Origin of the sequence: Puniceibacterium sp. IMCC21224 (assembly GCF_001038505.1) — a bacterium.
Taxonomy (GTDB): domain Bacteria; phylum Pseudomonadota; class Alphaproteobacteria; order Rhodobacterales; family Rhodobacteraceae; genus Puniceibacterium.
This window is the reverse complement of record NZ_LDPY01000004.1, coordinates 35,211-54,228: the sequence shown is the minus strand read 5'-3', so window position 1 is coordinate 54,228 and position 19,018 is coordinate 35,211. Positions and strand designations below refer to the sequence as shown.

The window sequence follows — 19,018 nt, the reverse complement described above, 5'->3', positions numbered from 1 at the left end:
CCTTGAGTTCATTCAGCTGGAATCGGGGATGCCGAGGCTTCGGAGACGGGGCGCGCCGTTTCGTCCATCGCCGGGCGCACGCGGCGCAGCCGCAGCGCATTCGTCAGCACGAAGACAGAGCTGAGCGCCATCGCACCGGCAGCCAGAACCGGTGAAAGCAAAAGCCCCGACACCGGATAAAGCACGCCCGCCGCCACCGGGATCAGGGCGACGTTATATCCGAAAGCCCAGAACAGGTTCTGGCGGATGTTGCGCATGGTGCTTCGCGACACTTCGAGGGCGTTCACGACGCCACGCAGATCGCCGGACATCAGCACCACGTCGGCGGATTCGATGGCCACGTCGGTGCCGGTGCCGATGGCGATCCCAACGTCCGAATGGGCAAGCGCGGGTGCGTCGTTGATCCCGTCGCCAACGAACGCGATGCGTTGGCCCGCGCCGCGCAGATCGTCCAGCGCGGCCACCTTGCCGTCGGGCAGAACGCCGGCGATCACATGGTCGATGCCGATTTCGCGGGCGATAGCCTCTGCCGTTTCGCGCTTGTCACCGGTGATCATGGCAACCTTCAGTCCCTGTGCGTGCAAGGCGCGGATTGCAGCGGCGCTGGACGGCTTCACGGGATCGGCTACTGCAATGACGGCGGCGACACGACCGTCAATTGCAGCGAAAAGTGCGGTGCGGCCCTGTTCGGCCAGACGGCGCTCCTCATCGGCCAGATCGCCAATCTCCAGCCCCTCGCGGGTCATCAGGCGGTCGGCCCCGACAAGCACCTCGCGGCCCGCCACTTTTGCCCGCACGCCGTGGCCGGTGATGGATTCAAAATCCTTGGCGTCATGCCGCGCGACGCCCTCGACCTTTGCCGCGCGCACGATTGCCTCGGCGATCGGGTGTTCCGATTGCGCCTCGACAGCGGCGACAAGCGCCAGCACCTCGGTGCGGTCAAAGCTGTCCGCAAGCACGAGATCGGTCAGTTCCGGGCGGCCCTGGGTAACCGTTCCGGTCTTGTCCAGCGCCACCACATCCACGCTGGATAGCTGTTGCAACGCGTCGCCCTTGCGGAAGAGCACGCCCATCTCGGCGGCACGTCCCGTGCCGACCATGATCGACGTCGGCGTGGCGAGCCCCATCGCGCAGGGGCAGGCGATGATCAGCACAGATACACCGGCCACCAAAGCAAAGGACAGCGCGGGCGAAGGACCGACCAACAGCCAGACAATCACCGTCAAAAGCGCCAATGCCATGACAGCGGGCACGAACCAGAGCGTGATCCGGTCCACCAGCCCTTGAATCGGTAGCTTGGCGCCCTGCGCCTCTTCGACCATCCGGATGATCTGGGCCAGCGTCGTGTCGGCGCCCACACGCGTCGCGCGGAAGTGGAAGGCACCGCTGCCGTTGACGGTGCCGCCTGTGACGGGATCGCCCACGGATTTGGCGACCGGCACCGGTTCGCCGGTGATCATACTCTCATCCACACGGGCACTGCCTTCGGTCAGTTCACCATCCACTGCGATCCGCTCGCCAGGGCGCACGATCAGAATGTCGCCAGCGACGATGCGGTCGATGGCCACATCCTGCGGCTCCCCGTCAACCAGCACACGGGCCGTCTTTGCCTGAAGGCCCATCAGCTTCTGGATCGCAGCCCCGGTCCGGCCCTTGGCGCGGGCCTCCAGCCAGCGGCCTAGAAGGATCAACACCACGATGACCGCCGCCGCCTCGAAATAGACCGCGCGCGATCCCGCGGGCAGCAGCGTCGGTGCGAAAAGCGCCACAAGTGAATAGATGTAGGCCGCCGATGTGCCAACCGCGACAAGGCTGTTCATGTCCGGCGCGCCTTTCAACAGTGCTGGGAAACCGCGTGTGTAAAAAGTACGTCCTGGCCAGAGCAGGACTGCCGTGGTCAACACGAACTGGATCATCCAGCTGGTCCAGTGGCCGATGGTGTTACCGATCAGACCGTGCATGCCGGGGATCAGATGTGCGCCCATCTCAAGTAGAAACACCGGCAGGGCGAGGGTCGCTGCCACGACAGTCCGTCGTGCCAGAACCCGCGCCTCTTCGTTCCTACGGGCTCCTGTGTCTTGCGATGAACTATCTTCGGCCTGAGTGGCGGGGTAACCTGCGTCGCTGGCCGCCCTGATGAGGTCGACCACCGAGACCGCGCCCTCCAGATAGGTGACCGTAGCGGTTTCCGAGGCCAGGTTGACGTTCACGTCCAGCACGCCCGGCAGCACTGCCAGTGCCTTGTCCACCCGACCGACGCACGAGGCACAGGACATGGATGAAATGTTCAGACGTACGCTCCCGGTACGGGCCGGATAGCCGATCTCCTGAAGGGTCGTGGCGATTTCGGCGATGCGCTCCGGTGCGTCGATCTGCGCCTGGGCGGTCTCGTTGGCGAGATTGACACGGATATCGCTGACCCCCGGCAGACGCGTGAGGCCACGTTCCACGCGGCCGACGCAGGAAGCGCAGGACATGTTTTGCAGGGAAAGCCGAAGGGTGCGCGGATCCGACATGAGAATCTCCTTGTTCTGATACTCCTGCAGATAGGGCCTCCAGTTACTGGAAGGTCAACAGGCATGTAGAATAAAATTCTGGCCATTGACCTTCCCGCGCCGGAACGCCTTACATGCATGTCGTCAAAGGAGATTGCGATGTTCAGATTCAGCGTACCGAACATGAGTTGCGGCCATTGTACCGCTTCCATCCAAAGGGCCATTATGGCGGCCGACCCAGATGCAACGGTTTCGTGCGATCTGACTGCACGTATTGTCGACGTCGACAGCACTCTGGATGAAACTGCATTGGCCGCAGCGATCAGCGATGCGGGCTACAGGTCTGAGAAGCTGGCAGAGGTTCAGTAGCCAAGATGCGTCAGCAACGCTCCGCTGGACGGAGATAGTGGCTCTCTCTATGTCGCTGATATGCAACACTCTCTGACAGCAGCGGCCAAAACTCGCCTGTTCCAAAAAAAGCGACAAACCTTCCTGCGCAGGACGGATTGACTGTATTGCGTCGGTATCCGATGTTCGCGGCATGAGCTTTCGAGTTTTCATATTAAGCTGGTCAAGGGCGTTTACGTGCATTGCGTTTGCGCTGGCATTGGTATTGTCACCACCTTCTGCCGCTCACGCGGCGTCCGGCATGCATGACGGACATCAAGCCAAGTCTGTTGGTGTCGTTGGTGCTGCCATGACTCATGACACCGGAAGCGATGCGCATCACGCGCATGAGACGCTTAAGGTCGCAAGCGACATCGGCATGGCAGCGTCAGACAAGGATGGCAAAGAGCAACAATCCCAAGAGTGTTGCAATGGCATCTGTATTTCTGTCGTCTTCATCGAAGACACCAAGATCAGAGCAGAGCCAGTTGGTACAAGTGAATATGTCATTCTGGACGGTCAAACGTATTCGGTAGAAACAGCAGGGTTCCTGCGGCCCCCTCGATCCCTGACCTGAACCGGCGCCCAAATCGGGTGTGAGCCTTGCGCAGAGTCTGCGTGAGACAACGTTCACCAATCAGGTTACTTTCATGAAAATTCATCTACTTATGGGGGCTTCGGCCCTCGGGCTTGGCGCATGCGCCTATGAGCCCACCCCGTTGCCGTCCGTCGCGACCCAACAGGCCGTCGTCAACACGGCAGTTTCATCGCCGATCAGCTATCAGGACCCCTTGGCGGGCTACACCTATCGCGGCCCTACAGGTCCCCGCGACTGGCGTTCCGTCAATCAAGAACAGACGGAGGGCAACTGATGCGGGTATCGAAGTTTCCGCTGGTTTTCGGCTTTCCGCTAATCTTGGGTGCCTGTGCTGCAGCTGTACCGGGCATCTACACGGAACCAAAAGCTGGCTTCGCCAACATTTCCAGCCAGGTCACACCAGCCATCGGCAAACGGACAGCCTTCGCCGAAACCCAGGCCGAAAACGAGGCCTTGAAGAAGCAGGTGCACGCAATGGTGCACCGCAAGACCATTTCGGCGGACACCGCCGTTCAGGTCGCGCTTCTGAACAACAAGGGGTTGCAGGCGTCCTATGCGAACGTTGGCCTATCGGCCGCAGAGGCCTGGCAGCAATCGACGCCGGAAAACCCGATCGTGTCGATTGGTATACTGGGCATCGGTGCGCCCGAACTGGGGGCTTATAGGGCGATCGAGGGACTGATCCGGTCGAACGTGCTCGATGCCACCACTCGCAAGCAGCGTACGGCCATTGCAGACGCAAACTTCCGGCAGGCTCAACTGAGCGCCGTGAACGACACACTCGCACTGGCCAATCAGACGCGGAAGGCATGGGTCGATGCCGTAGCCGCCTTCGAGGCTGTGAGTTATCTCCGCCGTGCGAAAGCGACGTCTGACGCCGGATCGGAATTGGCGATGAGACTGGGCGAGACCGGCGCGCTTAACACAGCCGGGCAGGCCCGTGAACAGGCATTCAATGCCGAACTCGCCGGACAACTTGCCCAGGCACGCTTGAATGCTACCCGGTCCAAAGAGCAGCTGACCAGGCTCATGGGGCTGTGGGGCACCGAAGTCGACTATTATGTGCCCGATGCCCTTCCTGCGCTGCCGCGTTCCGTCGGCCGTGTGACTGACATCGAAGCGAAAGCATTGCGAAATCGGGTTGATCTGCGCGTTGCCAAACTTGGCCTGGAAGCACAGGCCAAGGCGTTTGGTCTGACTGATCAGACTCGCATTATCAGCGATCTCGAATTCATTGCCGGGTTCGAAGCGGAGCGGGAAATTGAGGACGGAGAAACGGAGACCGTGACCACCCCTCAGGTGGAGGTGGAGTTCGCAATCCCGATCTACGACACCGGGAAGGCACGGATGCGCAAGGCGGAATTGTCGTACCTGCAAGCAGCCAACGTGCTGGCAGAAAGAGCCGTCAACGTCCGGTCCGAAGCGCGTGGTGCTGAAGCCTCCTATCACGCCGCGTATAAGATCGCCCGCCACTATCGCGACGTTCTGGTGCCGCTACGCACGACCGTCGAAGAAGAGGGGCTGCTGTCTTATAACGGCATGATCACCAACACTTTCGAGCTGCTGACAGACGTGCGCGAGAAACTGGGCGCATCACTGGAAGCGGCAAACGCAAAACGCGAATTCTACATGGCACAGGCTGATCTGACCGCTGCGATTTATGGCGGCGGCGAAGGCGGTGGCGGTGCTGGTGGAGAAGGCGCGACACTTGCCGCCGGTGGCGGCGCAGGACACTGAAAGGAACTGACATGCTAAATAGACGTCAATTACTCGGAGCCGGCGCGGCAGGTGCAACGCTGGTCTCTTCGAAAGCCTGGGGTCAAACCCTGAACATGGGCCTGCCCGAAGCTGCCCAAATGGATAGCGCAGCAACGGCGATCACGGCGCGTCCCAATTCCGGGCCGGACTACACACCTGTGGTCACATTGAACGGGTGGACCCTGCCGCACCGGATGAACAACGGGGTGAAAGAATTTCACCTCGTGGCCGAACCGGTAGAACGCGAGCTTGCCGACGGCATGATCGCCCATTTGTGGGGCTACAACGGCCAATCCACCGGCCCGACGATCGAAGCTGTCGAAGGCGACCGGGTGCGCATCTATGTCACCAATAAGCTGCCGGAAGGCACAACGGTGCACTGGCACGGGCTCATTCTTCCTTCAGGCATGGATGGGGTCTCCGGGTTGAGCCATCCAAGCATCCCGCCGGGCAAAACCTTCGTCTACGAATTCGACTTGGTGAAGTCCGGAACGTTCATGTACCACCCCCACGGCGATGAAATGACCCAGATGGCGATGGGGATGATGGGCATGTTCGTGGTCCACCCCAAGGATCCCACATTCATGCCGGTGGATCGTGATTTCCTGATCATGCTGAATGCTTTCGACATCGATCCGGGGACCTATGTACCCCGCATCATGACGATGACGGATTTCAACCTTTGGACCTGGAACAGCCGGATCTTCCCCGACATCGATCCGCTGGTCGTGAACAAGGGCGACCTGGTGCGAGTACGGGTTGGGAACCTTACGATGACGAACCACCCGATCCATATGCACGGCTATGACTTCAAGGTCACCTGCACGGATGGCGGCTGGGTGCCGCCTGAAGCACAGTGGCCGGAGGTCAGCATCGACATTCCCGTAGGTGCGATGCGCGCCTACGAATTCGTCGCCGATCATCTGGGAGATTGGGCGATCCATTGCCACAAATCGCACCATACGATGAACGCCATGGGCCATGACGTGCCGACGTTCATCGGGGTGAACAAGAAGCCGCTGACCCAGAAGATCCGTCAATTCCAGCCGGAATACATGCCAATGGGCATGTCCGGCATGGGCGACATGGCAAAAATGGAAATGCCGCTACCCGACAATACCATCCCGATGATGACGGGTTGGGGCCCGTACGGACCCATCGAGATGGGCGGCATGTTTTCGGTCGTGAAGGTGCGGGACGGCATCGACGCGGACGATTACTCCGATCCCGGCTGGTACGAGAACCCTCCGGGCGAGATGGCCTACGAATGGACCGGCGAATTACCCGACTTTGCCTCCAACAACAGCCCCAAGACCATTCTCACACCGAAACCAACCTCGAAGGGCTGAGCGGCCCTTCGTCATCTCCAACCGAACCAACCTACAGGACAATAAAATGAGAAATCTTCTTTTGACGACAAGCTTCGCGATCGCGCTATCCGCACCGGCCTTTGCTGCAGGTACACACGACGGCGGGCATGGGGAGACCAAGCCTGCCGCCATGATGGTCGGCATGCCGGGTGACGCCGCCAAGGTGGATCGCACAATCGACGTCACTTTGCTCGAAAACGATGAGGGCCAGATGCTGATCGAGAGTGAGCCGATGGATATCAAGGAGGGCGAAACCATCCGCTTCAACATCACCAACAAGGGTGAGCTGGAGCATGAATTCGTCCTCGACACGGTAGAGCGTAATGCCGAGCATAAGATCGAAATGGCCAAGATGGACATGGAACATGACGATCCGAACCGTATCCGTCTCGATGCGGGCGCTTCGGGCGAGGTTGTCTGGACTTTCGCAAATTCTGGCACATTCGAAGCGGCATGCTTGATCGCCGGCCACTACGAATCCGGCATGCACCGTGAGGTCGCAGTAGGTGACCAGATGGCTCAGGCTGACGTCGAATACACGAGCGGCACCATCAAAAAAATCGACGCCAAGGCCGGCAAGGTTACAATCATCCACGGGCCGTTGGTCACGCTCGACATGCCCGCCATGACCATGGTGTTTCGCGCGGACGAGACGATGATCGCGAACATGTCGGAAGGTCAGGACATCGAATTCGTCGCTGACCGGGTCAAGGGCAAACTCACTGTCACACAGATCAAGTGATGAAAATCCATGGGGCCAGGGCAAACGCCTTGGCCCCATGGATTTGAGGCTTGGCCCGAGCAAGCAAGAAGATCCCAAAAAATCAAGCGCTACGGAGGTAGCCGAGCATGAAAAATTTCCTGAGAACCTGCACCATGGCCCTTGCGCTCGTCCTTCCGGCTTTTTCAGTGGGCGCTTCCAGTGGCAAGGGCCAGCAGCCTCACGCGCGAGCCTTCGAAGTGCCTGGCCATGATCCGATCGGGAAACCCGGTGATGGCTCCTCAATCGACACGACGATTGAATTGTCCATCAGGGAGACAGAAAGCGGCTACATGCTTTTCGAGCCGGACGCACTCCACATCGAGAGCGGTTCAGTTATCCGCTTTTTGATCAGCAATCTGGGCGGACTGGATCACGAGTTTTTTCTCGGCTCCTTTAACGAGGTTGCAGAACACCAGCAGTGGATGCGCGAACATCCCGATATGCAACATGACAACGCCAATTCAGTTTCGATCCCTAGTGGACAAAATGCCGAGTTGATCTGGGAGTTCTCCGATATGACCAACCTGGAGTTCGTATGCTTGATCCCCGGCCACCGGGAAGCGGGCATGTGGGGCGTCATCATCGTGCACGATCACCTTGCGCCGAAATCCAAGGGCTAGACTTTTCAATGTCACTCTTGGACAGGTATCACCTGCTTGTACACGACGTAGCTGCCGCCTTTGGGTACGACTACAACGATGCCACGCCAGACTGGGTGCATCCGTTCATTCATCTCATACTGGTCTTGGCCCCCGCGCTGCTGATCACCGTTGGCTCATATCTTGCTATTCGCGGCATTCTGAAGCTTTGGAAGTACCGCAGCACGCCGGCGTTACACACAGAGCCCATACGAGGGCTTGAAAAAAGTCTTTTCAAGACTGTCTTGCGCTACTCCAGAAGTCAGCAGGCATTGATGATATTGGTTAGCCTCATCGCAATGCCTATACTCTATCTGACTTTAGAACTGCCAAAACAGATCGTAAACAACGCTCTGGATTCAGGCCGTTTCCCGATTGCCATTTTGGGACAAGACCTCGATCAGGTCGTTTTCCTCATGCTGCTTTGCGGTCTTTACCTTCTGGCGATCATCCTGAACGGGCTAAACAAATATGGCCTTAATGTCTTCAAAGGGTATGTCGCTGAGCGTTTTCTGCGGCGCTTCCGCCTGCTGGTCTATCGGCACTGGCGCAGCGATCCAGACGCTCGAAACCAGAGCGAAATCATCCCTATTCTCGCACAGGAAGTTGAGCCCATAGGTGGCTTTGCTGCAGATGTCCTTGCGCTACCAATCCTGCAAGGCGGTACGCTTCTGACGATCCTGTCTTTCATGTTCGTTCAGGACCCTGTGTTGGGTGCCGCCGCACTGACGGTGCTGCCAATTCAACTCGTGCTGCTGCCCAAGCTACAACGCCGGGTCAACGCCCTTTCACGCACAAGGATCAGGGAAGTCCGACAACTTGGCAGGCAGCTCAGCGATCAGTTGCGCGAACGACAGGTCAATCCGGCCGGGCTGCTGCCAGTGAGTACAAGTTTTAGAGAGCTTGAGCGCGTGCGCAGGAAGATTTTCCGTCTGAAGTTCTTCATCAAGGCCCTCAACAATTTTCTGACCGCGCTGACGCCATTCCTGTTCTACTCTTTGGGTGGATATTTTGTCATCGAAGGTCGCATTACACTCGGCGCGCTGGTGGCCGTCCTGGCAGCACACAAGGACTTCTCGGCACCGCTGAAAGAGCTCTTCAATTACTATCAGACGCTGGAAGACACGCGGATCCGGTATCAGGAAATCATGGCCTTTTTAAACAAATCGATTCAGCCATTGGGGCATGCTCAGCCAGACAACACTGCGCCACAAGAGGCTGGCCAATTCGAGCGATCCAAGCAGAGATACCCAGCTCTGTCTTTGGTAGGGCAGGGGGCCATAGCAACATCATGAAGGAGTTTGATGGGATGAAATGGGCAGCGATATTCTTTGCTTTGATCGCCGTTGCTTCAGCAGGCTGGTACATCATGCAGCCGGATTACTCTCAAACGGGTACGCAGACGGATGAGGGCGTCGCGCTTCCCGCAGGCGCGCTTGTAACTGTCGCGCTACCAGCAAGTTTTACAGAGCAGGAGCAAATCGGCGCAGGCGCTTATGATGCGGTCTGTGCCGTGTGCCACGGCCTGAACGGGCAAGGCCGGGATGGCGTTGCTCCACCGCTTGTTCACAAGATTTACGAACCGAGCCATCACAGCGACATGGCGTTTGTCCTCGCGGCGCAAAATGGAGTGCGGGCGCATCATTGGAAATTTGGAAACATGCCAGCGGTTGAAGGCGTGACGCGATCAGAGATCCTTGCTATCGTGACGTATATTCGAGCATTGCAGCGTGCCAATGGGATCAATTAAGCCGTTTCGACAGATAAGAGGGTGGAGTTTGGTTCGCGGTCAACGACTACTAGGTTCGCCGCGACATGGCCACAACTGGCGGAAGAACGTTTTCATGAGTAAATGTCTTTTTGCGTCCATATTGAGTATTGGTGCATTTTTCAGTTCTTTCACCGCAACATATGCCGAGGAAACCGACCTCTTCAGATTGACCGACCGCGCAGCCCCGGTCGGCATCGGTGCCCGTGAGCCATCACTTGCAACCTTGCCGGATGGCCGGGTCGTATTGAGTTGGACAGAAGAAAACGGAGCCGAAGCGGAAGTTCGCATGGCCATCCTTGATGGCAGCGAGTGGTCGGACGCTCGCACAATTCATAAATCGTCAAAGATTTACATCAACTGGGCCGATTTTCCATCGGTAGCGGTGCTGGCTGATGGCGGCCTGGCGGCACAATGGCTTAAACTGAATGGGGAGGGTGATTACCAATATGACGTCAATATCGCTTTTTCTAAAGATGAAGGCAGAAGCTGGACGGAACCGCTTGTTCCCCATGATGACAGATCACAACGCGAGCACGGTTTTGTTTCGTTGGTTCCCGATCAGTTTGGCGGGTTGACGGCGCTGTGGCTGGATGGCCGGGAGTATGACAGTCAAACAGAAGGCGAAAACTTCGAGAATGCGATGCAGCTGCGCGCACGACAGATCAACTCTGACGGAACGATGAAGCCAGAAAGCCTGTTGGACGCGCGCGCTTGTACTTGTTGTCAGACGTCCGCAGCGCGGACCGCTTCGGGCGATATCGTGGCGGTCTATCGTGATCGAACCGCCGATGAAATCCGCGACATTTCGATTGTTCGATCTACCGGAGGGGACTGGACGCAACCCCTCACTGTTCACGACGACGGATGGGAAATTGCCGGCTGCCCCGTAAATGGCCCAGCTGTTGATACGATGGACGACAAAGTGTCCGTCATCTGGTTCACTGCAGCTGAGAATAAACCGGAGGTTTATATCGCGTTTTCGGACGATGGCGGCGCGCAGTTTGACGAACCGCTCCGCATTGACCTCGGCACAGCCGCGGGACGGGTGGATGTTCTGCAAATGCCGGATGGAAGCGCATTGGCGCTCTGGATTGAATATGTGGGAGGCGGTGAAGCGATCGTCATGTGCCACATATCGCGAAGTACCGGATGCGCAGCGCCTCAGGCGCTCCATATCAATCGGGGCGGCGGATCGATCGGTTTTCCCCGAATGGCGCGCGGAGACGCCGGTACGTTTGTGGCCTGGACGCAGCCGACCGGCGGCGGGGATGGGGACACTACAATCCGCATGGTCGAAGTCGCGGTGACTCCATAGGTTTCGAGCATACATCTCAATATCCTATTGCTTGCTTGACGCCGTTGCCCTTATTCTGCGGCCCGCCCGAGGGCCAAATCAGGCACTGTACCGGCTTGCTTCAGGCTCCACCCTTTGATGATGGCATAAACCGCCGGAATGACGATCAGGGTCAGCAAGGTTGACGACACCATTCCCCCGATCATGGGCACTGCGATGCGCTGCATGATCTCGGACCCGGTGCCATGCGCCCAAAGGATCGGCATCAGGCCGGCCATGATTGCGACAACTGTCATCATCTTGGGGCGCACGCGGTCTACTGCACCCACCATGATCGCGGCGTGGAGCTCGTCGCGGGTCAGGTCCCTGTCGCCCGCGCGGGCACGCGCTTCATTCAACGCCTGATCGAGATAGATCAACATGATCACTCCGGTTTCAGCCGCCACCCCGGCCAGCGCGATAAACCCGACGGCCACCGCAACCGACATGTTGAAGCCCATGAACCACATGAGCCAAATGCCACCGACCAGAGCGAAAGGCAGCGACAGCATCACGATCAAGGTTTCCGTCAGGCGGCGGAAGTTTAGGTAAAGCAGCAGAAAGATCAGCGCCAGCGTCAGCGGCACAACAGTGGCCAGCCGCTGTTTCGCGCGTTCAAGGTATTCGAACTGACCGCTCCAGCCCAAAGAATAGCCGGGTGGCAGAGTGACGGAGGCCGCGACCGCCGCCTGAGCTTCGGCCACATAGCCGCCCAGATCGCGTCCGACGATATCGACAAAGATATATACGGCAAGCTGTCCGTTCTCGGTGCGGATCGACGTAGCTCCGCGGGTGCGTTCAATGGTGGCCACGTCCCCCAGCGGAATGGTGCCACCGCCCGGTAGTGCAACCTGAACCTCGCGCCCAATCGTCTCCGGATCAGACCGCAGTGTCGCCGGATAGCGCACTGCGACGTCGTAGCGCTCGCGCCCCTCGACGGTCTGCGTGATGGCCTTGGCCCCCAACGCCATGCCGATTACCTCTTGCACATCCTGCACCGACAGACCGTAGCGGCCAAGCACTGTACGGTCTGGGGTGATGTCGAGGTAATAGCCGCCGATCACCCGTTCGGCATAGGCGCTGGTCGTTCCCGGCACCGTGCGTACCACGGCTTCGACCTCACGAGCCACTTTCTCCATCTCGGTCAGACTCGTGCCATAAACCTTGATACCGACCGGCGTGCGGATACCGGTGGACAGCATGTCGATCCGGGCGCGGATCGGCATAGTCCAAGCGTTCGATACGCCGGGAAATTGCAGGGCGGCATCCATTTCCTGCCGCAGGCTTTCGGTCGTCACACCGGGCCGCCATTCGTCTTCCGGGCGGAGCTGGATGATCGTCTCAAACATCTCGGTCGGCGCGGGATCGGTCGCGGTCAGGGCGCGGCCCGCCTTGCCGAAGACGGTCAGGACCTCGGGAAAGGTCTTGATGATGCGGTCTTGCGTCTGCATCAACTCGGCGGCCTTGGTGACTGACAGACCGGGCAAAGTGGTCGGCATATACATCAGCGTGCCCTCGTTCAGGACGGGCATGAACTCTGACCCCAACTGCCGCGCGGGCCAGATCGTGACCACCAGTGCGGCGAGAGCCACTATGATCGTGAGACTTTTGGCCTTCAGCACGGCGCGGATGATTGGGCGGTAAACGGCGATGAGTGCCCGATTCACCGGATTCCTGTGTTCAGGGATGATCCGGCCGCGCACGAAGACCACCATCAGCGCAGGCACCAGCGTCACCGACAGGAACGCCGCCGCCGCCATCGAAAACGTCTTGGTATAGGCCAGCGGGCCGAACATGCGTCCCTCCTGTCCTTCCAGTGCAAAGATCGGCAGGAACGATACGGTGATGATCAGCAGGCTGAAGAACAGTGCCGGGCCGACCTCGCTTGCGGCTTCGATCAGCACCTCGATGCGGGGCTTGTCGGGGGCAGCACGTTCCAGATGCTTGTGCGCGTTCTCGATCATCACGATGGCGGCGTCGATCATTGCGCCGATGGCGATGGCAATGCCGCCGAGGCTCATGATATTGGCCCCGATCCCGAGGAATTTCATCGCGGTGAAAGCCATGAGCAATCCGATAGGCAGCATGATGATCGCTACGAGGGCCGACCGGACGTGCAACAGAAAAATGATCGTGACCCCGGCCACAACGAGACTTTCTTCGAGAAGCGTTGTTTTCAGCGTCTCTATTGCCGACAGGATCAGGTTGGACCTGTCATAGACCGGCACGATGTCGACCCCGTCCGGCAGGCTTTGAGCAACCACATCCAGTTCTGACTTGGCGTTTTCGATCACGTCCAGTGCATTGGCGCCCACCCGTTGCAGCACGATGCCGCTGGCCACCTCGCCCTCACCGTTCAACTCGGCGATGCCGCGGCGTTCATTGGGGACGATTTCGACCCGCGCCACGTCGCGCAGGCTGATCGGGACGCCGCCGATACTGCGCAGGGTGATGTTGCCGATATCCTCGGTCCCCGACAGATAGCCCCGTCCGCGTACCATGAATTCGAACTCGGAAAGCTCTACCGTGCGCCCGCCGGTGTCCATGTTGCTTTCAGAGATGGCCTTGCCGATGTCGGACAGCGTGAACCCCTGCGCCCGCATCCGCACCGGATCCACCGTGACCGAGTATTGCTTGACGAAGCCGCCGACGCTGGCCACTTCGGACACGCCCTCGGCACGGCTTGCACCAAAGCGGACGACCCAATCCTGCAACGACCGCAATTCGGCCAGCGACAGATTTTCTCCGGTGATCGCGTATTGGTAAACCCATCCGACCCCGGTCGCATCGGGACCGAGCGTGGGCGTCACGCCGTCCGGCAGGCGGGCTGCCGCGGCGTTCAGGTATTCCAGAACGCGAGACCGTGCCCAATAGGGGTCTACGCCGTCCTCGAAGATAATGTAGACAAAGGAAATGCCGAAGAACGAAAACCCCCGCACGACGCGGGATCGCGGCACCGTCAGCATCGCCGAAGTCAGCGGATAGGTGACCTGATCCTCGACGACCTGCGGAGCCTGGCCCGGATAATCGGTCAGCACGATCACCTGCACGTCAGACAGGTCGGGAATAGCGTCGATCGGCAAGTTGCGCAGTGACCAGACCCCTGCGGCGATGATCAGGGCCGTGGCAAAGAACACCAGAACAAGGTTGCGGGCGGACCATTCGATGACACGCGCGATCATTCGACTGCCTCCGGGGCGGTCAGCGCAGCCAGGGCTGCGTTCAGGTTGCTCTCCGCGTCGATCAGAAAGGTCGAGGTGGTGACGATCCGGTCGCCCTCGGCAATACCTTCGCGGACTTCCACCATCCCGGCGGCCTGCCGCCCCAGCACCACATCCTGCGGCACAAATTTCCCCTCTCCCATATCGCGGATCACCACCTGGCGATCGCCGGTGTCGATCACCGCCGTTTCCGGCACCTGCACCACGGGCGCACCGTCGCCCGTCGCCAAAACCACATCCGCGAACATGTTGACCAGCAAGCGACCCTCGGGGTTGGACAGATCGATGCGGACGCGTGCAGTCCGGGTCTGCATATCGACTTCAGGGTATATCTTGTCGATCAAGCCGCTGAAGGTCTCGCCCGGCAGGCCTGGGAAGGTGATCGTCGCAGCGTTTCCATCCGAAAGGCCCGCGAGCGCAGATTCCGGCACGTCCGCCATGACCCAGACAACCGATGTATCGGCAATACGAAACAGCGTTTCTCCAGCCTCTGACATCATGCCTTCGACGGCCATCCGTTCGAGTACCACGCCCGACCGCGGTGCCATCAGAGTGATTTGCACCGGCGTACGCCTTTCCGCCGCGATCTTGTCGATGACGGCTGCTGGGACGCCCAGATTTGCCAGCCTTTGGCGGCTGCCTTCGACCCTCCCTTCACCGCCCCGAAGATCGGAAACATATTGCGCCGCAGCGGCGACGACCTCTGGGGAATAGAGCATCGCCAGCGGTTCGCCCGCTTCAACGATTGATCCGGTCGTTACATCCTCAACTTCTTCGATGAACGCATCCGCACGCAATGAAATGACGCTGACTCTACGGTCGTCCAGCGCGACGATCCCCGGCGCACGCACTGTTGTTGCCATGGGATCAAACACTGCAATTGACGTACGCACGCCCGTGCGTTGCAGCTTGCCGGGCGATACGGTCACTGATCCGGCATCGCTTACCTCGTCGGCATAGACGGGCAGGTAGTCCATCCCCATGGAATCCAGCTTTGGCACCGGCGACGTATCAGGCAGGCCCATCGGGTGGCGGTAGTAGAGTAGGGTTCGTTCGCCACTCTCTGCCTCTAGAGGCGTGATCGCCTCTGGATCAAACGATACGTCTTCGTTCGCCAGGACCGGCAAAAAGGACTTTCCATCGGCAGTCTCGGTCGACGCGGCGGACCATTCGGCGAGACCGTCAGGGTGTCGGTAGTAGATGACCGGGCCTGTCGGCGTTCGGGTTGCGGCTGGCATTGCTTCAGCTTGCCGTCCCATCCGCGCGGTGAATTGCGTCTGCGCCACATTTGCCAGCATAGCAGGCGTCCAACCCTTGACGCCTGCCGCGAGGCCCGCCCATCCAGCCGCGCCGCCAACCACGCCGATAAGCACCAATTTGCCAAAGACGCTCATGGCAGCACCTCGAGCACGATTTGCGCCTGAACAGTTTCAGGTTCGCCCTGCACCTTGGCCGCAACGGAAAACCGCCAGTTTCCGTCCATCGTCAGATCGGCGGAAAAGCGATAGAGACCCGGCTCTTCGCCGGGCAACGCCAAGACCGTCGAAGTCATCGTCTCCATGCCGTCCGGCTCCATATCCAGCCTTGTGGCAAAGATGACGGCGCCTTCGACGGGCGCATTGGTGCGGGTATCAATCAGACGAAGCTCCAGAACCGCGCCGTCTCCGAAGGGATAGGTCGTTTCGACGAGAACAAGGTTGTAATCAGATGCAGCCGCCTGTGCTATCGGCACGGAGAGCTGGGTCGCAACCACGAGGGTCGCAAGAAAGGTGGGGATATAACGGAGCATGATACGCCTATTTTGACGGGCAACGGGAACGCCAGCCATCGTATCGACCCTGAGTCTATACGTTACATCGGCGCGTGGATTTTGGTGCGAAAGACACCTGACCCGTCATGCCTTGGGCGGTCTTTGAAGCTCAATGTCCGCATGTTGTCGGTGCGCTGCCGCCTCGGCCCGTGAGAACTCTGCGTTTCCGGGGCTCGGCAAGCTCGCTAGAGTTGCTCGTTCCAGCCCCAGCACAATCGGGGCTACCCGACATTGCATCGTCGAAATGCAAGCAGCATCGCATTCCGGCATGTCCGGGCAGTCATCTGGACAGCAATCGCTTTGCATGACCATCGAAGACCCTGAATCCACGCTTGAAATGGACGCATGACTGATTTGCGCCAGAACAACGCCAATCAAAAGAGTAAGCACAAAAAGGCGCGTTTTGAGTATCATCGGTCAGCTATGTTGGATTTCTGACAGACCAGCAATACACGTTTTGCTGAAATGGATAATTGACCTACTTCACGTTCAAAACGCGGACCCGCTAAAGCTTCAATCGCCTCAGCCTGAGAGCGTTTGCGATGACCGAGACTGAAGAAAGGCTCATCGCGGCTGCGGCGATCATTGGTGACATTAATAGGCCGAAGACCGGGTAGAGGACCCCTGCCGCGATTGGAACACCGAGCGTGTTATAGGCAAACGCCCAGAACAGGTTCTGGCGAATGTTGCGGATCGTCGCCACCGCCAGTGTCCGCGCCTTGACGATGCCGTTCAGATCCCCGCGCAACAGCGTGATGCCCGCACTTTCAACCGCCACGTCCGCGCCCGTACCCATGGCAAGGCCGACGTCCGCTGCGGCCAGGGCTGGCGCGTCGTTGACACCATCACCCGCCATCGCGACCTTTCTGCCTTCGGCGTGCAGCTCGTCGACCAGCGCCTTCTTATCTTCCGGCAGAACGCCGGCCCGAACCTCGTCGATTCCAAGCCGCTGCGCCACGGCGCTGGCGGTGCGTTCGTTGTCACCTGTCGCCATGATGATCCGCAGACCTGCCTCGTGCAGTACCTTGATGGCTTCGGCAGTCGACTCCTTGATCGGGTCGGCCACTGCGACGATGCCGGACAGCTTACCTTCAATGGCTACGAACATGGCGGTCTTACCCTCGGCCCGTAGAACATCTGCCGCTTCCTCCGCCGTAGATGTGTCGAGAGACATGTCGCGCATCATTGCGGTATTTCCAAGTGCGACAGCCCGCCCCAAGACAGTTCCGCGCACGCCTTTTCCGGTCACCGCCTCGAAGTTTTCGGCATTGCCGACCTTGATGCCCTTCTCCATCGCACCCTCCACGATGGCCTCCGCCAACGGGTGCTCCGAGCCTTTTTCCAGGGCGGCAGCTAGGGTTAGAATGGTTTCCTCGCTTTCGTCGCCCAGAGCGGCCACATCGGTCAGCTTCGGCTTCCCCTCGGTCAGGGTACCCGTCTTGTCCACGATCAGCGTATCGACCTTGGCCATGCGTTCCAGAGCTTCGGCGTCCTTGATCAGCACACCCGCCTGTGCACCGCGCCCCGCGGCCGTCGTGATCGAAATCGGGGTCGCCAGACCCAGAGCACAGGGGCAGGCGATGATCAGCACCGACACCGCCGAGGCAATGGCAAAGACCAGAGCAGGTTCGGGTCCGAAGCTCAGCCACGCGACGAATGCGAGCAGCGCGATCAGGACAACGGTCGGCACGAAGTAGGATGAGACCTTGTCGGCAAGACCCTGAATCGGCGCGCGGGACCTACGCGCGTTCGAAACCATCTCGACGATCTGGCTCAGCATCGTGTCGGCACCCACGCGCGCGGCCTCGATGACAAGGGATCCGTTCTTGTTGATCGTGCCGCCGGTGACGGTATCGCCGGGACCTTTTTCGACCGGCAGGGGTTCGCCGGTGATCATGCTCTCGTCGATGGACGACGTACCGTCCATGACCGTGGCGTCGACGGGGATCGCGTCGCCTGGGCGGACCCGCAGACGATCCCCCTCAACGATGTTTTCCAGCGGCGCGTCATACTCTGTGCCGTCGGGCAGGATACGTCGCGCAGTTTTCGGGGCCAGGTCGAGTAGTGCCCGAATGGCATCGCCGGTCCGTTCCCGCGCCCTCAGCTCCAGAACCTGCCCAACAAAAATCAGGGTGATGATGACAACGGCGGCCTCAAAGTAGGTGCCGACCCCCGCGCCCATCCGGTAGACCTCCGGAAACACGCCCGGAAGGAACGTAGCCACCAGCGAATAGATGTAGGCCGCACCGACACCGATGGAGATCAGTGTCCACATGTTGGGCGAGCGGTTCACGATCGACGCCCATCCCCGCTCGAAGAAGGGTTTCGCCGCCCATAGGACGATTGGTGTCGCCAACGCGAACTCGACATAGGTCGCCAGTTGATGCCCGATCCAGTCTCGGACGGGCAGACCGACCAACTCACCCATGGTTAGGATGACCAGGGGAACGGCCGCGGCGGCACTGATCCACATGCGGCGGGTGAAGTCGGTCAGTTCCTCACTGGGTTCATCCGACGGTAACATCGGTTCAAGCGCCATGCCACAGATCGGGCAAGATCCGGGTTCATCACGTACGATTTCAGGGTGCATCGGGCATGTATACTGCGCGCCTGCTTGTGAGGTCATGCGACGATCCGATGCCTTGCCAGAGGCGTAGTAAACTGGATCAGCCTTGAACTTGGTGTGGCACCTGTCGGAGCAGAAATAGAAAATTTCACCGTCATAGTCTGCACGGCGTGCGTCCGGAGAAATTGTGACGGACATGCCGCACACCGGATCCACGGCATGATCCGACGACCGCTCTGACGCATCCTTGCCTACTATCTGATCCATTTCCCAGCCTTTCAAAAACTACACTGGGTCCGCAAATAGTG

Annotated in this window: 15 protein-coding genes; 10 read left to right on the top strand and 5 right to left on the bottom strand. The window is 59.5% G+C overall.

Translation table 11 applies throughout. The features are described 5' to 3' along the window. Positions 1-8: 8 nt before the first annotated feature. Positions 9-2,516, bottom strand: coding sequence for a heavy metal translocating P-type ATPase (locus IMCC21224_RS23255; protein WP_047997985.1), 2,508 nt, complete (start codon positions 2,514-2,516; stop codon positions 9-11). A 138-nt stretch (positions 2,517-2,654) separates the two neighbouring features. Between IMCC21224_RS23255 and IMCC21224_RS23250 the strand changes: the two genes are divergently transcribed. From IMCC21224_RS23250 to IMCC21224_RS23205, 10 genes are all read left to right on the top strand, one after another. Then, positions 2,655-2,864: a heavy-metal-associated domain-containing protein gene (locus IMCC21224_RS23250; protein WP_045685143.1), complete on the top strand. Its 210-nt coding sequence runs from the start codon at positions 2,655-2,657 to the stop codon at positions 2,862-2,864. 280 nt (positions 2,865-3,144) lie between these two features. Continuing rightward, on the top strand, positions 3,145-3,459 hold the full coding sequence (locus IMCC21224_RS23245) for a hypothetical protein (protein WP_047997984.1): 315 nt from the start codon (positions 3,145-3,147) through the stop codon (positions 3,457-3,459). 73 nt (positions 3,460-3,532) lie between these two features. Beyond that, positions 3,533-3,754 (top strand): hypothetical protein, encoded by a 222-nt coding sequence (locus IMCC21224_RS23240; RefSeq protein ID WP_226892491.1) that lies wholly within the window; start codon positions 3,533-3,535, stop codon positions 3,752-3,754. Beyond that, on the top strand, positions 3,754-5,217 hold the full coding sequence (locus IMCC21224_RS23235) for a TolC family protein (RefSeq protein WP_009820147.1): 1,464 nt from the start codon (positions 3,754-3,756) through the stop codon (positions 5,215-5,217). The genes IMCC21224_RS23240 and IMCC21224_RS23235 overlap by 1 nt, the downstream gene beginning before the upstream one ends. An 11-nt stretch (positions 5,218-5,228) precedes the next feature. After that, positions 5,229-6,587 (top strand): multicopper oxidase family protein, encoded by a 1,359-nt coding sequence (locus tag IMCC21224_RS23230; RefSeq protein ID WP_112303191.1) that lies wholly within the window; start codon positions 5,229-5,231, stop codon positions 6,585-6,587. A gap of 46 nt (positions 6,588-6,633) precedes the next feature. Continuing rightward, positions 6,634-7,350 (top strand): copper-binding protein, encoded by a 717-nt coding sequence (locus IMCC21224_RS23225; protein WP_045685165.1) that lies wholly within the window; start codon positions 6,634-6,636, stop codon positions 7,348-7,350. Between the two features lie 107 nt (positions 7,351-7,457). After that, positions 7,458-7,991, top strand: a complete 534-nt coding sequence (locus tag IMCC21224_RS23220; RefSeq protein ID WP_047997983.1) for a plastocyanin/azurin family copper-binding protein — start codon at positions 7,458-7,460, stop codon at positions 7,989-7,991. Positions 7,992-7,999: 8 nt separating this feature from the next. Continuing rightward, on the top strand, positions 8,000-9,304 hold the full coding sequence (locus IMCC21224_RS23215; RefSeq protein ID WP_007120883.1) for an ABC transporter transmembrane domain-containing protein: 1,305 nt from the start codon (positions 8,000-8,002) through the stop codon (positions 9,302-9,304). Then, on the top strand, positions 9,301-9,759 hold the full coding sequence (locus IMCC21224_RS23210; RefSeq protein WP_047997982.1) for a cytochrome c: 459 nt from the start codon (positions 9,301-9,303) through the stop codon (positions 9,757-9,759). The genes IMCC21224_RS23215 and IMCC21224_RS23210 overlap by 4 nt, the downstream gene beginning before the upstream one ends. A gap of 94 nt (positions 9,760-9,853) precedes the next feature. Continuing rightward, positions 9,854-11,095 carry a sialidase family protein gene (locus tag IMCC21224_RS23205; RefSeq protein WP_047997981.1) on the top strand — a complete coding sequence of 414 codons (1,242 nt, stop codon included), beginning with the start codon at positions 9,854-9,856 and terminating at the stop codon, positions 11,093-11,095. A gap of 50 nt (positions 11,096-11,145) precedes the next feature. On the opposite strand, the gene IMCC21224_RS23200 is transcribed toward IMCC21224_RS23205, so the two are convergent. From IMCC21224_RS23200 to IMCC21224_RS23185, 4 genes are all read right to left on the bottom strand, one after another. Then, positions 11,146-14,295, bottom strand: coding sequence for an efflux RND transporter permease subunit (locus IMCC21224_RS23200; protein ID WP_047997980.1), 3,150 nt, complete (start codon positions 14,293-14,295; stop codon positions 11,146-11,148). Beyond that, on the bottom strand, positions 14,292-15,728 hold the full coding sequence (locus IMCC21224_RS23195) for an efflux RND transporter periplasmic adaptor subunit (RefSeq protein WP_047997979.1): 1,437 nt from the start codon (positions 15,726-15,728) through the stop codon (positions 14,292-14,294). Before IMCC21224_RS23195 ends, IMCC21224_RS23200 begins: the two co-directional genes overlap by 4 nt. After that, a complete protein-coding gene (locus tag IMCC21224_RS23190; protein ID WP_007120878.1) occupies positions 15,725-16,123 on the bottom strand; it encodes a FixH family protein in 399 nt (132 codons plus the stop codon). The genes IMCC21224_RS23195 and IMCC21224_RS23190 overlap by 4 nt, the downstream gene beginning before the upstream one ends. A gap of 526 nt (positions 16,124-16,649) precedes the next feature. After that, a complete protein-coding gene (locus IMCC21224_RS23185; RefSeq protein ID WP_047997978.1) occupies positions 16,650-18,977 on the bottom strand; it encodes a heavy metal translocating P-type ATPase in 2,328 nt (775 codons plus the stop codon). Positions 18,978-19,018 lie beyond the last annotated feature (41 nt).

Coding starts and splice junctions, on each gene's coding strand:
- IMCC21224_RS23190 (WP_007120878.1), bottom strand. CDS start 16,123: ATGCTCCGTTATATCCCCACCTTTCTTGCGACCCTCGTGGTTGCGACC.
- IMCC21224_RS23215 (WP_007120883.1), top strand. CDS start 8,000: ATGTCACTCTTGGACAGGTATCACCTGCTTGTACACGACGTAGCTGCC.
- IMCC21224_RS23220 (WP_047997983.1), top strand. CDS start 7,458: ATGAAAAATTTCCTGAGAACCTGCACCATGGCCCTTGCGCTCGTCCTT.
- IMCC21224_RS23245 (WP_047997984.1), top strand. CDS start 3,145: ATGCATGACGGACATCAAGCCAAGTCTGTTGGTGTCGTTGGTGCTGCC.
- IMCC21224_RS23250 (WP_045685143.1), top strand. CDS start 2,655: ATGTTCAGATTCAGCGTACCGAACATGAGTTGCGGCCATTGTACCGCT.
- IMCC21224_RS23210 (WP_047997982.1), top strand. CDS start 9,301: ATGAAGGAGTTTGATGGGATGAAATGGGCAGCGATATTCTTTGCTTTG.
- IMCC21224_RS23240 (WP_226892491.1), top strand. CDS start 3,533: ATGAAAATTCATCTACTTATGGGGGCTTCGGCCCTCGGGCTTGGCGCA.
- IMCC21224_RS23195 (WP_047997979.1), bottom strand. CDS start 15,728: ATGAGCGTCTTTGGCAAATTGGTGCTTATCGGCGTGGTTGGCGGCGCG.
- IMCC21224_RS23255 (WP_047997985.1), bottom strand. CDS start 2,516: ATGTCGGATCCGCGCACCCTTCGGCTTTCCCTGCAAAACATGTCCTGC.
- IMCC21224_RS23230 (WP_112303191.1), top strand. CDS start 5,229: ATGCTAAATAGACGTCAATTACTCGGAGCCGGCGCGGCAGGTGCAACG.
- IMCC21224_RS23185 (WP_047997978.1), bottom strand. CDS start 18,977: ATGGATCAGATAGTAGGCAAGGATGCGTCAGAGCGGTCGTCGGATCAT.
- IMCC21224_RS23225 (WP_045685165.1), top strand. CDS start 6,634: ATGAGAAATCTTCTTTTGACGACAAGCTTCGCGATCGCGCTATCCGCA.
- IMCC21224_RS23200 (WP_047997980.1), bottom strand. CDS start 14,295: ATGATCGCGCGTGTCATCGAATGGTCCGCCCGCAACCTTGTTCTGGTG.
- IMCC21224_RS23205 (WP_047997981.1), top strand. CDS start 9,854: ATGAGTAAATGTCTTTTTGCGTCCATATTGAGTATTGGTGCATTTTTC.
- IMCC21224_RS23235 (WP_009820147.1), top strand. CDS start 3,754: ATGCGGGTATCGAAGTTTCCGCTGGTTTTCGGCTTTCCGCTAATCTTG.